This is a genomic window from Streptomyces sp. NPDC001544 (assembly GCF_042894285.1).
In the GTDB taxonomy this organism is placed as follows: Bacteria; Actinomycetota; Actinomycetes; order Streptomycetales; family Streptomycetaceae; genus Streptomyces.
On sequence record NZ_JBIAVN010000020.1, the window covers coordinates 38,516 to 52,433 of the forward strand.

Below are 13,918 nucleotides of genomic sequence, written 5' to 3' on the forward strand. Positions count from 1 at the left end.
GTCAGCCGGATGGGGGGGGAGCGGTGAGCACGTGGGGGGAGATCACGGATGACGGTGCTCGGAGACGGGACCGCGGCGCTTCACGACACAGGACCGGTCCCCGGCCCCGGCGGCTGGCCGGTGACCTACGAGCAGGTGGCGACGGGCAGCCTGCCGGTCGTCGAGCCGCCACCGCTGGTGCCGAGACTGAGCGCGGGGCTGCAACTGCACGGTGAGTACCAGGGATCGGGCTTCACCGACCCCAAGTACATCGCCCGTCGGGGGGACGGGCAGGTCGTGCAGTTGTCGCGGCTGCTGTACCTCGTCGCGTCGTCCGTGGACGGCGAGCGGGACGTCGAGGCCATCGCCCACCGGGTCAGCGCCCGGTACGGCAAGGAGGTCAGCGGTGACAACATCCGCTACCTGGTCGAGAAGAAGCTCGAGCCGCTCGGGCTGACGGTCCCCGAGGGCCAGGAGGACGACGAGGTCGAGGCCCCGCGCTCCGACCTGCTGCTCGCCCTCAAGGGACACCGGGTCGTCTTCAACGAGCGGCGCACCGCGAAGATCGCCCGGGCCCTGGCCTGGCTGCACCGGCCGGCCGCGGTCGCGTTCGTGCTGCTGTCGGCCGTGGCCATGGACGTCTGGCTGTTCGGGTACTTCGGGGCGATCGAGCCGGTCCTGGAGGTTCTCGACCAGCCGGTGCTGATCCTCGTCGTCTTCGTGCTCACCGTGGCCTCCCTCGTCTTCCACGAGTTCGGTCACGCCTCCGCCTGCAGATACGGCGGTGCCAGACCCGGCTGCATCGGCTGCGGGCTGTTCCTCATCTGGCCGTCGATGTACACCGACGTCACCGACGTCTACCGGATCGGACGCGGCGGCCGGCTGCGCACCGACCTGGGCGGGGTGTACTTCAACGTCGTCTTCATGCTGGCCATGGCGGGGCTGTACTTCGCCACCGGAGCGCAGTTCCTGCTGGCCACGGTCTATCTCGGGCACTTCGAGATCCTGGAGCAGCTGATGCCGGCCGTCCGGCTGGACGGCTACTACATCCTGGGCGACCTCGCCGGCGTACCGGACCTGTACGGCAAGATCAAACCGATCCTGCTGAGCCTGGTGCCGGGTGCGAAGGGACGCGCGGCCCGCGAGGAGGTCGCCGGGCTGAAGAAGTCCGCCCGGACCATCGTGGCCACCTGGGTGCTGACGATGGTGCCGCTGATCGTCGGCGAACTCGGGTACGCCCTGTGGAACCTGCCCCGGATCGTCGCCACGATGATCCGGTCGCTGACCGAGCAGCTCCTCGGCACCGGGTCGGCCTTCGTGCACGGGCAGATCGTCGAGGGCCTGGTCGGGGTCATCGGCTGTGTGATGCTGCTGTGCCCCATGGCCGGTGTCGTCTACCTGTCGGTGAAGATGGGCGGCCGGATCCTGCGGGCCGCGAAACGCTCCACCGACGGCCGGCCGCGGCTGCGGGTGGCGCTGTGCGCGCTGGCCCTGGCCGGGCTGGCGGGGCTCAGCTACGCCTGGGTGTCCGGGCTGACGCCGCAGCCGCTGCCGAAGAAGCCGCCGATCGCGCCGATCCTGCAGCCGGGGGTCTCCACGCGGGAGCCGGAGCCGCGGGAGGCGTCCACGCCGGACGACGGCACCTCGTACGACCCGTCGGGCGGGAGTACCGCCTCACCGTCGGGGGTGGCCGGCACCGGGTCGGCGCGGCCGGGGGCGGGTCCGTCGGCCTCGGCCTCGAAAAGCGCGTCCACGTCGGCTTCGGCCTCCGCGTCGGCGAAGCCGAGCCGGACGGCGTCCTCGCCGAAGGCCGCGCAGAGCGCCCCGGACAGCCGGGAGCCCGTGCCGCCCACCACCCCCGGCGGGACCGGCGGCGGGCCGGCGGTCGATCCCACGCCCACCCCGTCCGAGAGCATCCCGCCGACCCCGACGGACAGCCCCTCCGCACCACCGGTCACCGACTCGCCCGCGCCGGCGACGTCCTGACGACCCGTTGAACTCCCCGTGGCGGCCGACCGGCGGCGGTAGTCACCTCCGCTCCGGCCGGTCCCGGCAGCCGACCGTCCACCTGCGGCGGCAGCCACGAACCATGCCCCCGTGAGGGCAGTCGCCGATAGCGCCCGCGGCAGCCGGGCGGCGTCGGAGCCGGCAGGCCACCGCCCACCTGCGGGGGCGGCCACCTCGGCGTCCCGGCCGCGTCAGCCGCGAGCCGCGGGCTCATGGCAGCCGCGAAGCGCGTGTTCGCGGCAGTCGCCGCCGGCACCTGCGGCGGCCGGGCCGGGGCCGGTGCCGGCAGGCCGCCGTCCACCTGCGGCGGCAGCCACCCACCACGCCCCGGCCCCGGCAGCCGACCGCCCACCTGCGGCGGCAGCCAACCCGTACGTGTCCGATCCATCGCTGGAGATCCCATGAACAGCCATCGAAAGCCACGCTCCACCACCAGCCACCTCACCCAGCGGGCCGTCCGCATAGGGCTCTTCGCCGCCGGCATCGCCGGTGTGGCGACCGCCGTGCCGGCCCAGGCCGCGACGGCCGCGCCGCAGACGCACATGGCCATCGCCTCGGACCACGTGTTCAGCCACGCCGACCGGGCGCACCACACGCAGGCGAAGGACTCCTTCACCATCCGCCAGTTCGGCACGGTGGACGCCACCGCCGTGCGCAACCAGGCGAACGCGGTCTCGGCGGGCTGCTCGGCCGACGCCCACTGCCGTTCGGTGGCGCTGTCCTTCCAGATCGTCACGGTCGCCGGGGAGCACACCAGGCTGAACGCCCTGAACCTCAGCGACGCGGCGAACAAGAAGTGCACGGGCTGTCAGACCCTGGCCGGGGCCTACCAGTTCGTCGTCTCCACGCCGACCCCGCTCGCCCTGGACGACACCGCCCGCGGGCAGCTCGCCGACATCCACCGCCGGCTGGACGAGCTGACGCGGTCCACGCTCCCGGCCGCCGAGCTGAAGTCGAAGGTCGACGGCCTCGCCGCGGAGGTCACCGGAGTCCTCCACGACGCGGTGGCACAGGCACCGAAGGGTGACACGCAGCCCGACGTGACCGTGCACCGCCACCTCGACGGCTGGCCCGGCCACTGACCCGAGCCGCCGTCGCCCCCCACCCTCCGCCGGGCCCGCGCGTTGTGCGCCGGCCCGGCGGACGGCTGTGCGCGTACGGCCATTGACATCACCGCAGGCCGGGCGGAGACTCGAGCGAGCAGTGAAGGAAGTTTCACCAGGCGAACGCAAGCGGCGCGGGAGCGCGCACCGACCGAAGGGAACGTCCGATGCGCACCACCGTCGGCATCATCGGAGCAGGCCCCGCCGGGCTTCTCCTCGCGCGGCTGCTGCACACCGCGGGCATCGACTCGGTCGTCCTGGAGAGCCGTGACCGTTCGTACGTCGAGCACCGGCAGCGCGCCGGGATCCTGGAGCAGGGCACGGTGGACGTGCTGCGGTCGGCCGGTGCCGGGGAGCGCATGGACCGCGAGGGGCTGCGCCACGACGGGATCGAGCTGCGGTTCGCCAAGCGGCGCCACCGCGTGGACTTCCCGGCACTCACCGGCGGCCGGTCCGTGATGGTCTACGCCCAGACCGAGGTCTGCAAGGACCTCATCGCCCTCCAGTCGAAGGAGGGCGGCCCGCTGCTGTTCGAGGCGGAGGCCCTGGCCGTCGAGGACGTGGACACCGACCGGCCCCGCGTCCCCTTCCGGCACGCGGGGCGCGAGGACGTGCTGGAGTGCGAGTACGTCGTCGGCTGCGACGGCTTCTGGGGGGTGTCCAGGAAGGCCGTTCCCGTCGCACTCTCCCAAGTCTTCGAACGCGCGTACCCCTTCGGGTGGCTCGGCATCCTCGCCGATGTCGCCCCCTCGCACGACGAGCTGGTCTACGCCCGCCACGACCGCGGCTTCGCCCTGCTGTCCATGCGCTCCCCGTCCGTCTCCCGCCTCTATATCCAGGTGCCCACCGGAACCGAGGCGGAGTCCTGGGCCGACGGCGAGATCTGGGACGAGCTGGAGCGCCGCTTCGAGACCGCCGACGACTGGCGGCTGGAGCGCGGGCCCATCACCCACAAGTCGGTGACCCCGATGCGTTCCTTCGTCCACGAACCCATGCGGCACGGCCGTCTCTTCCTCGCCGGGGACGCGGCCCACATCGTGCCGCCGACCGGTGCGAAGGGACTGAATCTGGCCGTCGGTGACGTCGTCACCTTCGCACGGGCGCTGACCCACCGGCGGGAGACCGGTTCGGCCGAGCTGCTCGACGCGTACTCCGAGACCTGTCTGCGCCGGGTGTGGCAGGCCGAGCGGTTCTCCTACGACATGACGACCCTGCTGCACCGGGCCCCCGACGCCACCGTGTTCGAGGACCGCCTCCAGCTGGCCCGCCTGGAGCGGATCGCCTCCTCCCGGGCCGCGGAGACCGACCTGGCCGAGGCGTACACGGGGTTCGCGTTCGACTGACGGAGGCCGACGACCGGCGCTCGACGGCCGATGACGGACGCCGTCGTCCCTGTCCGGTTCCGGCTGTGTACCGGTTCGGTGAGGAATGGATCCCTCCGTGGCCGGGAATCACGCATCCGCGTAGCGTGTTGGCCAGCACGGGCAGGGAAAGATCCTCCTCAAGTACGAGGGGCATTCCTTTGCCAATCCATTACTCTTGAGCCAAGGCCACGAAGGGTGGCCATGGAGGAGTGAAATGAGGAGCAGTAACCCGGTCTTCTCGCGACGGGGGTTCAGCCGCGACAACGGCTACGCGGGCTTCAACACCGCGCCGCAGGCCGGGTACGCACAGGGCAACCCGTACGCGCAGAACCCCTACGCGACCAACCCGTACGCCCAGCAGGACGAGCAGTTCGGCGCTCCGCCGCAGGCACCGGTCGCCACCGGCCGGATGACGATGGACGACGTCGTCATGCGCTCGGCCATGACGCTCGGCACCGTCGCCGTCGGCGCGGTCCTCGCCTGGGCCCTGCTTCCCGTCTCGGCCGGCAGCTACGGCCTGGCGATCGGGTCCGCGCTGGTCGCGATGGTCCTGGCCCTCGTCCAGAGCTTCAAGCGCACCCCGGTGCCCGCGCTGATCCTCGGATACGCCGCCTTCGAGGGCGTGTTCCTCGGTGTGATCAGCGAGATGTACAACAGCCAGTGGAGCGGCGCCCCGTTCCAGGCGGTCCTCGGCACCATGGCGGTCTCGGCCGCCACCCTGCTGGTCTACAAGGCCGGCTGGATCCGCGTCACCGCCCGGTACGCCCGCATCGGCCTGGCCATCGCCATGGCGTTCGTGCTGGTCATGGCGGTCAACCTGTTGCTGGTCGCGTTCGGCGTCGCCGGCGACGGCGGTCTGCGCAGCTTCGGTCCGCTGGGCGCGGCCGTGGGCATCATCGCGGTGATCATCGGCGCGTTCTTCCTGACCCTCGACTTCAAGCAGATCGAGGACGGCATCGCCTACGGCGCCCCGCGCCAGGAGGCCTGGCTGGCCGCGTTCGGCCTCACCATGACCCTGGTGTGGATCTACGTGGAGATGCTGCGGCTCGCGGCGATCTTCAGCAGCAACGACTAGCCGCCGCCCGGCGGTAGCCGACAACGGTTGGGAGAAGGGCCCCGGGTTTCCCCGGGGCCCTTCGCCGTCTCGCCGTCCGGGTACGGCGCGGTGCGCGACTAGAGGAGTTTGCGCGCGGCCCTCCTCAGGTCGTACTCATGGACGATCGCCTTGGCGTGGCCGTACGCGAGGTTGTGCTCGTGCCGGAGCCAGCTGACCTTTTCCTCGAAACGGAAGAGAGCGGGACCTTCTTCTACGGCGCGAAGCCAGTCGGATACTTCACGACCGGTGCAGTGGGGGATGCGGGCGAGCAGGTTGCGGTGGGTCTCCTCGGAGAACAGTTGGGACATCGGCGCCTCCGAACGCAAAGGGGATGTAAGCCGGTCCTTCAGGTCACCGTGCCCTAGCGTTGGCGTATTGGCAACAGTCCCGCTGGGACGCGTTACGCTCACCGCGTGGTTGATACGACGCCCCTGACCCGTGCCGTGGATCATTTCGCCGACCGGTTGCGGGCGGCGCCGCAGTCCCGACTGCAACGAAGCGCTGCCGCCGAGGCGCTGCAGTTGGCCAGGGACCTGGCGGTGTGGGCCCAGCGGATCGAGTGCCCCGACCTCGAACCGAGGCGGATGCCGGACGCGGGGATGTTCGCGGCCGCCGACCAAATCACCGTCGCCGCGCACGACTTGGCGCTGGTGCTGGCCAGTGACGGCGAGGTCGAGGAAGCGGTGCGGCTGGTCGCCGAGGCGCAGAAGCGGGCGGGGGTCTGAACTCCGCCCCTCTTGCCGCGACCGCCGCGAGGTCCGTGCCTTGCGCCGGGCGTTGCCCTACTGGGACGCGATGACGCGGTCCGCCAGGATGTAGACGCTCTCCTCGCCGCACGCGAACGTCAGCGTGTACGCGCCCGAGATGCCCGAGCCGCCCATCAGATACGGCTTCTCACCCGCCCGCACGCCCGCCGCCAGGCGTTCCGCCGTTTCCCGGTGGCCGGGGGTCATGCACAGGGTCGTACCGTCCGCGAAGACGTAGACGTCGAGGGTGCCGAGGGGCCCGGGGCGCACGTCGGTGAGTTCGATGCGGGAATCGGTGAGCTGTTCGAGGATGGTGACCGTGCGCTCGTGGTCGTTCACGACGGGCGACTGCACGGGGACGAAGTCGGGGTGAGAGGGATGGCGGCGGCGGGCCGCAGCCAGCTCCGGGGACTCCCCGGCGAACTCGTCGGTGTCCACGCCGGGCTCCGCCACCGGCTCCAGGCCCGCGAAGTCGGACGGGCGGGACAGGAACAGCTCGCTGTCGGGAAGGCCGAGCAGGGTGGGCGCGTCCGGCATCTCGCGGGCCTCCTGTGCGGCCCAGAACGCCCGCGCCTCGGCCAGCTCGCGCTCCCGCTCCTCGGCGAGCGCCGCGGCCACGGCGGCGCGTATGTCGTCGGTGTCGGCCGCGGTGCGGGCGGCGGGCAGCAGGGCGCGTGTCGCGGCGGACCGGTTCTCGGCGAGCTGCTGGTCCAGGGCCGCGAGCTGCCGACGCAAGCCCAGCAGTGCGCGCAGGACGGCGACGCCCACGGCGCCGGTGGCGGCCGTGGTGACCAGCAGGGCGATCGGCATGGCGCTCACTGACGTACTCCCGGTTAAAAGACGACCCCCGATGTCCTACATCAGCTTGAAGGGCGGACTAACCAGCTGTCAGTGCGTAACGTCACGAAACGGACAGTTCTCTGCCTCGATGTTCCCGCGTTCACCGCTCTGACCTGCCTGGATACCTCCTGCAGGAGATAGGTCACATCCTGGGGGAGATTGGATCACAAACCGGCCCGACGTTCGAGGTTTTCTCGAACGTCGGGCCATTGGGTCACGGTGGGTCCCGCGGCGGTCACCGCACGGCGCCCAGCGGGTGCTCAGCTCAGGCGCTCGATGACCATCGCCATGCCCTGGCCGCCGCCGACGCACATCGTCTCGAGGCCGAACTGCTTGTCGTGCCACTGCAGCGAGTTGATGAGCGTGCCGGTGATCCGGGCGCCGGTCATGCCGAAGGGGTGGCCGACGGCGATGGCGCCGCCGTTGACGTTCAGCTTGTCGAGGTCGATGCCGAGCTCGCGGTACGAGGGGATCACCTGGGCGGCGAAGGCCTCGTTGATCTCGACCAGGTCGATGTCGTCGATGGTCAGGCCGGCCCGCTGGAGGGCCTGCTTGCTGGCCTCGACCGGGCCGAGGCCCATGATCTCGGGGGAGAGGCCCGAGACACCGGTCGACACGATGCGGGCGAGCGGAGTCAGGCCCAGCTCGCGGGCCTTGGTGTCCGACATGATGACGAGCGCGGCGGCGCCGTCGTTGAGCGGGCAGCAGTTGCCGGCGGTGACCAGGCCGTCCGGACGGAAGACCGGCTTGAGGCCCTGCACGCCCTCCAGGGTGACGCCGGCGCGCGGGCCGTCGTCCTTGCTGACCACGGTGCCGTCCGGCAGGGTCACCGGGGTGATCTCCCGCTCCCAGAAGCCGTTCTTGATGGCCTCCTCGGCGAGGTTCTGCGAGCGCACGCCGAACTCGTCCATGTCCTGGCGGGTCACGCCCTTCCAGCGGGCGAGGTTCTCGGCGGTCTGACCCATGGCGATGTAGGCGTCGGGGACCAGGCCGTCCTCGCGCGGGTCGTGCCAGGTGGTCCCCTCCTGCTCCGCGACGGCGGCGGTGCGGGCCTCGGCCTCGGCGAAGAACGGGTTGTGCGTGTCCGGGAGGCTGTCGGAGTTGCCCTTGGTGAACCGCGAGACCGTCTCGACGCCGGCCGAGATGAAGACGTCGCCCTCGCCGGCCTTGATGGCGTGCAGGGCCATGCGGCTGGTCTGCAGCGACGAGGAACAGTAACGGGTGACCGTGCAGCCCGGCAGATGGTCCATGCCCATCTGCACGGCGACGATCCGGCCGAGGTTGTTGCCCTGCTCGCCGCCTGGCAGACCGCAGCCGAGCATCAGGTCGTCGATGTCCCGGGGGTCGAGCTCGGGGACCTTGGCCAGGGCGGCCTGGATGATCGTGGCGGTCAGGTCGTCCGGGCGCAGGTCCTTGAGGGAACCCTTGAAGGCGCGGCCGATGGGGGAGCGGGCGGTCGAGACGATGACTGCTTCGGGCATCACGGCTCCAGTTCGAAAGGCAGCGCGTAGCGCTCGCGGGCTACGGGGATCTCGTGGCTCCCTCGGAAGTTACCTGTCCGTATGGCTCAGGTCACGGGTAACCGGATGTGACCCTGACCGCACTTTCTAAGCGCTTGCTTTGTCATGTCGGACGGGTCGTCGGGGCCCGTTCGGAGCTCGGCTCGGGCTCGGCCACCCGCCGCCTCCTGCGGCGCTTGAGCAGGGCCCACGGCCCCCGGGGCCCGGTCGGCATCGCCGCGGTGACCTCCGTACCGGCCTCTTCCGCCGCCTCCGCCGCCGCGCGGGCCACCGGCAGGAAGCCCTCGCGTCGCGAGACGTCCGGGCGCTCCTCCTCCGCCGGCCACAGCCCCAGGGCGGCACAGACGGTCGGCAGGACCGCCATCGCCGCCGTGGCGTAGCCCTCGGCGGAGGGGTGGTAGTTGTCGGGGCCGAACAGCTCACGCGGGTTCGCGGCGAACTCGGGGCCCAGCAGGTCGCCCAGCGACACCGTGCGCCCGCCCTGCTCCACCACCCCGATCGTCTGGGCCGCCGCCAGCTGCCGGGAGGCGCGGCGGGCCAGCCAGCGCAGCGGCTGCTGCACCGGCTCGATGGTGCCCAGATCCGGGCAGGTGCCGACCACCACCTCGGCACCGGCCGTGCGCAGCCGCCGTACCGCGGCCGACAGATGACGGACCGAGCGGGTCGGGGGCATCCGGTTCGTCACGTCGTTCGCCCCGACCATGATCACGCAGATGTCGGGCACGGCGGAGGGATCGGCGAGGACCAGGCCCACCTGCCGGTCCAGGTCGTCCGACCGGGCGCCGGTCTGGGCGACGTTGCGCAGCTCCACCGGGCGTTCCGCCACCGCCGACAGCCCCGACGCCAGCAGCGCGCCCGGTGTCTGGCCCGACCGGTGCACACCCTGGCCCGCGGCCGTGGAGTCGCCCAGCATGGCCAGCCGGAGGGGCGGTTCGCCGGGGGTCCGGTAGGAGCCGCCGTACACACCGTCGGCGACGGGCACCCGCCCGCGCGCGCCGTTGCCCACATGCCGCCTGGCCAGCCGGACCTCGGCCAGGATCACCCCCACGGTGGCCGCGCCGACCAGCCCGACCCCGCCGCCCCCGTATGCCGCGCCGGCCGCGATCCGCCGGGCAACTCTCGCCCTCGACATGCTCGTCATGCCTCGCCGCCACCTCCTCTTACCCGTTCACCCACTCCTTGCCCCGTACGGCCCGTACTCCAATCTCAACGGTCAGTGAACGCACGCCGCGGTGCCGACGGGGGCCGTAGGCTGGCCGCACCAATCACGACCACCTTTTTTGCAAGCAACCGGAGACAACGGTGCGATTCCACGACTCGATGATCAGCCTCGTCGGCAACACCCCGCTGCTGAGGCTCAACAGTGTGACCAAGGGGATCCAGGCGACCGTCCTGGCCAAGGTTGAGTACTTCAACCCGGGTGGTTCCGTGAAGGACCGCATCGCCCTGCGCATGATCGAGGCCGCCGAGCAGAGCGGGGAGCTCAAGCCGGGCGGCACCATCGTCGAGCCGACCAGCGGCAACACCGGCGTGGGCCTGGCGATCGTGGCCCAGCAGAAGGGTTACAAGTGCATCTTCGTGTGCCCCGACAAGGTGAGCACCGACAAGATCAACGTACTGCGGGCGTACGGCGCCGAGGTGGTCGTGTGCCCGACCGCCGTGGCCCCCGAGCACCCGGACTCGTACTACAACGTGTCCGACCGGCTGGTGCGTGAGACGCCCGGCGCCTGGAAGCCCGACCAGTACTCCAACCCCAACAACCCGCTGTCGCACTATCACTCGACCGGCCCCGAGCTGTGGGAGCAGACGGAGGGGAAGATCACCCACTTCGTCGCCGGTGTCGGCACCGGCGGCACCATCTCCGGCACCGGCCGCTACCTGAAGGACGCCAGCGACGGCAAGGTCCAGGTGATCGGCGCCGACCCCGAGGGCTCGGTCTACTCCGGCGGCTCCGGTCGGCCCTACCTGGTCGAGGGCGTCGGTGAGGACTTCTGGCCGACCGCCTACGACCGGACGGTCGCGGACGAGATCGTCGCCGTGTCCGACAAGGACTCCTTCCAGATGACCCGGCGGCTGGCCAAGGAGGAGGGACTGCTGGTCGGCGGCTCCTGCGGCATGGCGGTGGTCGCGGCGCTGAAGGTCGCCGAGCGGCTCGGCCCGGACGACGTCGTCGTGGTCCTCCTCCCCGACAGCGGACGCGGCTACCTCAGCAAGATCTTCAACGACGAGTGGATGGCCGACTACGGCTTCCTGGAGGACGAGGGCCCCAGCGCCCGGGTCGCCGACGTCCTGCAGGACAAGGCGGGCGGCGTCATCCCGTCCCTGGTCCACATGCACCCGGACGAGACCGTCGGCCAGGCCATCGAGGTGCTGCGCGAGTACGGCGTCTCGCAGATGCCGGTGGTCAAGCCGGGCGCCGGTCACCCGGACGTGATGGCCGCCGAGGTCGTCGGCTCGGTCGTCGAACGGGAGCTGCTCGACGCGCTGTTCAGCAAGCGGGCCTCGCTGGAGGACCCGCTGGAGAAGCACATGTCGGCCCCGCTGCCCCAGGTCGGCTCCGGCGAGCCGGTCGCGGACCTGATGTCCGTGCTCGGTTCGGCGGACGCGGCGATCGTCCTCGTCGAGGGCAAGCCGACCGGTGTGGTCAGCCGGCAGGACCTGCTGTCCTTCCTCGCCAAGGGCGGGAAGCAGTAGCGAACGGCCGGTGAACGGCCGGTGTCCGTGCGGTAGTTGCGGTGTCCTGCCGCGGCGGTGGACTTCGCGGAAGTGGTACGAGCGCGTCACGTGCGCGCAGCACCCGCTTAACACATGTACGGCACATTGGTGGGTGTCGGCAGGGCGGGAGCGGCTCCCCGCCCAGGCCGGCGCCCAGCGGCGCCAAGGACTACCGGAGCGGCTCCCGGACCTCCATGGACGCCACGGACGCGCAAGCCCGGCCCTGACCCGGCCCGCGTCCCTCGCGGGGACCGCCGTCGTCCCGCCCCCCGGTAACGGGGGTGCGGCGGTCCCCGCGCATGTTCTTCTCAGCGGGCGGGCGCGGATTCCCAACTGCCCAGCAGCGCGAGACGTTCGGCCGTCTCCGCACCCGGCTCCGGTGTGTACACCACGATCGTCTGCTCCGGCTCCGACGGGACGGCCAGGGTCTCGTACGGGAGGGTGAGCACGCCCGCCACCGGATGCCGGATCTTCTTCACGCCGTACGCGCACTCCGCGACCTGGTGGTCGGCCCACAGCCGACGGAAGTCCTCGCTCTTCAGGGACAGTTCGCCGACCAGCGCGCACAGCGCGGGATCGTCGGCGTACGTCCCGGCGGCCAGCCGCAGATAGGCCACCGTCTGGGCGGCCACCGCGGACCACTCCGGGTAGAGGTCCCGGGCCGCGGGGTCGAGGAAGACCTGCCGGGGCATGTTCCGGTCGCCCGGGGCCATACGGCTGAAGCCGTTCACCGCGTCCCCGAGGGTGTTCCAGGCCAGTACGTCCATACGGCGGCCGAGGACGAAGGCCGGGCTGCGCTCCATGCCGTCCAGCAGCAGTTGCACGCCCGGGCGCACGCGGGGCGCGGGCGGCCGCTTGCTCTGCTTCTGCCGCGCGGGCCGCGCCACCGTCCGCAGGTACTCGTGCTCCGTCTCGTCCAGCCGGAGCACACGCGCGACCGCGTCGAGCACCGCGTCGGAAACTCCCCCGGACTTCGTCCGGGAGGGGCCCCCAGGCCCCCGCCCCTGCTCCAGCCGGATGTAGTAGTCGACGCTCACCCCCGCGAGCTGCGCCACCTCCTCGCGGCGCAGTCCCGGGACCCGGCGCCTGCCGTGCGAGGCCAGCCCCACCTCCTCGGGCTGGATGCGAGCGCGGCGTGAGCGCAGGAAATCTCCGAGGTCCCCGTCCATGGGTTCGATCGTAGGGGAACGGCCGGCCCCGAACCTGGTACTGGCAGACCCAGGAAAAGCGCATCCCTGGGTACGGCTGCGAAGACGGCGCAGGGTGGTGAGTGCCGCCGGGGAGATGCCCCGGCCGCGAACCCAGGGAGTCACCCATGTCGTACGAGAACCTCTCCGGCCGCACCGCCGTCGTCACCGGAGCCGCCAGCGGAATCGGTGAGGCCGTCGCCGTGCTGCTCGCGGCGCGGGGCGCGCGGGTGGCGCTGCTCGCCCGGCGCGGGGAGCGGCTGGAGGAGATCGCCGCGAAGATCCGGGCCGACGGCGGGCAGGCGCTCGCGGTCGTCGCCGACGTCACCGACGACGCGTCCGTGCAGGCCGCCAAGGAGCGGATCCAGGAGACCTACGGGCGTGTCGACCTGGTCGTCAACAACGCGGGCGTCATGCTGCCGAACCCGGTCGACGACGGCCGTGTCGACGAGTGGCAGCGGATGCTCGACACCAACGTGACCGGCGTGCTGCGGATGATCCGCGCGTTCACCGCCGACCTGGTGGGGGCCGCCGCCGAGGGCCGTACCGCGGACCTGGTGAACATCTCCTCCATCGGCGCCCACGTCTTCTTCCCCACCTACGCGGTGTACGGGGCGACCAAGGCGGCCGTCACCTATCTCTCCCAGTCGCTGCGCACCGAGTTCGGGCCGCGTGACGTGCGCGTCACCAACATCGAGCCGGGCCTGACGCAGACCGAGCTCGCGACGCACGTGGACAACGCGGAGCTGTCCGGACAGCTGGACGGCATGCTGGAGGCCATGGGCGCACTGACGTCCGAGGAGATCGCGGACGTCATCGCCTACGCGACCAGCCGCCCCCGGCACGTGAACCTGCGCCAGATCATGGTGCTGCCGACCCGGCAGGCGTGACCGGCGGCAGTCACTCCTTCCAGTCACCGCCCTGGGGGGACGTGCGGCGCCGCCCGCCGAAGAGCCCGGGGTTGGCACGGGCCGCCTGGGCGACGTTGACGCCCACGATGCCCACCCAGGCGGCGAACAGACCGGTCGTGTGCCCGAGGGCGCCGCCGATCGCGGACAGCGGGACCGCCAGCACCAGCGAGACGATCGCGAAGCCGAAGCGCTCGCCCCAGGAGTCGCCGTTCCTCGGCTCCCGGCTGCCCCGGGCGACCTGCAACTGCTGCTCGGCCAGCTGTCGGCGCACGCGGCGCTCCACCGCGCCGTCGATGCGCTGGTCGACCTTCTCCAGGAACGACTCCACCAGCGCGGACTCGTACTCCTCACCCAGCTCCCTGCGCGCCTGCAGGGTGGCGTTGAGTTCCTTCTTCAGATCGGCGTCCAGCGCCTCCATCCCGGTCATGAGGACAAGGTAGGGGCCCGGGG

The 13,918-nt window shown here is 71.5% G+C and carries 13 protein-coding genes; 7 read left to right on the plus strand and 6 right to left on the minus strand.

Annotated features, from left to right (window positions below; all coding sequences use genetic code 11):
- Positions 1–48: 48 nt before the first annotated feature.
- From ACFY0F_RS34025 to ACFY0F_RS34040, 4 genes are all read left to right on the plus strand, one after another.
- Positions 49–1,965 carry a hypothetical protein gene (locus ACFY0F_RS34025; RefSeq protein ID WP_388803156.1) on the plus strand — a complete coding sequence of 639 codons (1,917 nt, stop codon included), beginning with the start codon at positions 49–51 and terminating at the stop codon, positions 1,963–1,965.
- Positions 1,966–2,387: 422 nt separating this feature from the next.
- Positions 2,388–3,068 carry a hypothetical protein gene (locus ACFY0F_RS34030; RefSeq protein ID WP_388803159.1) on the plus strand — a complete coding sequence of 227 codons (681 nt, stop codon included), beginning with the start codon at positions 2,388–2,390 and terminating at the stop codon, positions 3,066–3,068.
- A gap of 188 nt (positions 3,069–3,256) precedes the next feature.
- Positions 3,257–4,432 (plus strand): 4-hydroxybenzoate 3-monooxygenase, encoded by a 1,176-nt coding sequence (locus tag ACFY0F_RS34035; RefSeq protein ID WP_388803162.1) that lies wholly within the window; start codon positions 3,257–3,259, stop codon positions 4,430–4,432.
- Positions 4,433–4,667: 235 nt separating this feature from the next.
- Entirely contained in the window at positions 4,668–5,528 is an 861-nt protein-coding gene (locus tag ACFY0F_RS34040; protein WP_388803165.1) for a Bax inhibitor-1/YccA family protein, read from the plus strand.
- A 98-nt stretch (positions 5,529–5,626) separates the two neighbouring features.
- Here ACFY0F_RS34040 and ACFY0F_RS34045 read toward each other — a convergent pair whose 3' ends face one another.
- Positions 5,627–5,857 (minus strand): DUF4287 domain-containing protein, encoded by a 231-nt coding sequence (locus ACFY0F_RS34045; protein WP_388803168.1) that lies wholly within the window; start codon positions 5,855–5,857, stop codon positions 5,627–5,629.
- Between the two features lie 105 nt (positions 5,858–5,962).
- Between ACFY0F_RS34045 and ACFY0F_RS34050 the strand changes: the two genes are divergently transcribed.
- Entirely contained in the window at positions 5,963–6,274 is a 312-nt protein-coding gene (locus ACFY0F_RS34050; RefSeq protein WP_388803171.1) for a hypothetical protein, read from the plus strand.
- A gap of 57 nt (positions 6,275–6,331) precedes the next feature.
- Here ACFY0F_RS34050 and ACFY0F_RS34055 read toward each other — a convergent pair whose 3' ends face one another.
- From ACFY0F_RS34055 to ACFY0F_RS34065, 3 genes are all read right to left on the minus strand, one after another.
- Positions 6,332–7,114, minus strand: a complete 783-nt coding sequence (locus ACFY0F_RS34055; protein WP_388803174.1) for a hypothetical protein — start codon at positions 7,112–7,114, stop codon at positions 6,332–6,334.
- 281 nt (positions 7,115–7,395) lie between these two features.
- A complete protein-coding gene (locus ACFY0F_RS34060; RefSeq protein WP_388803177.1) occupies positions 7,396–8,616 on the minus strand; it encodes an acetyl-CoA C-acetyltransferase in 1,221 nt (406 codons plus the stop codon).
- Between the two features lie 142 nt (positions 8,617–8,758).
- Positions 8,759–9,796 (minus strand): SGNH/GDSL hydrolase family protein, encoded by a 1,038-nt coding sequence (locus ACFY0F_RS34065; protein WP_388803180.1) that lies wholly within the window; start codon positions 9,794–9,796, stop codon positions 8,759–8,761.
- Positions 9,797–9,957: 161 nt separating this feature from the next.
- On the opposite strand from ACFY0F_RS34065, the gene ACFY0F_RS34070 reads away from it, so the two are divergent.
- On the plus strand, positions 9,958–11,349 hold the full coding sequence (locus tag ACFY0F_RS34070) for a cystathionine beta-synthase (RefSeq protein WP_388803183.1): 1,392 nt from the start codon (positions 9,958–9,960) through the stop codon (positions 11,347–11,349).
- 329 nt (positions 11,350–11,678) lie between these two features.
- On the opposite strand, the gene ACFY0F_RS34075 is transcribed toward ACFY0F_RS34070, so the two are convergent.
- Complete coding sequence (locus ACFY0F_RS34075) at positions 11,679–12,539, minus strand: helix-turn-helix transcriptional regulator (protein WP_388803186.1); 861 nt, start codon at positions 12,537–12,539, stop codon at positions 11,679–11,681.
- Between the two features lie 146 nt (positions 12,540–12,685).
- On the opposite strand from ACFY0F_RS34075, the gene ACFY0F_RS34080 reads away from it, so the two are divergent.
- The gene (locus ACFY0F_RS34080; RefSeq protein ID WP_388803189.1) at positions 12,686–13,447 is read left to right on the plus strand and encodes an SDR family oxidoreductase; all 762 of its coding nucleotides are present in this window, start codon (positions 12,686–12,688) and stop codon (positions 13,445–13,447) included.
- Positions 13,448–13,457: 10 nt separating this feature from the next.
- Here ACFY0F_RS34080 and ACFY0F_RS34085 read toward each other — a convergent pair whose 3' ends face one another.
- Positions 13,458–13,886, minus strand: a complete 429-nt coding sequence (locus tag ACFY0F_RS34085) for a hypothetical protein (protein WP_388803408.1) — start codon at positions 13,884–13,886, stop codon at positions 13,458–13,460.
- Between the last annotated feature and the right edge of the window lie 32 nt (positions 13,887–13,918).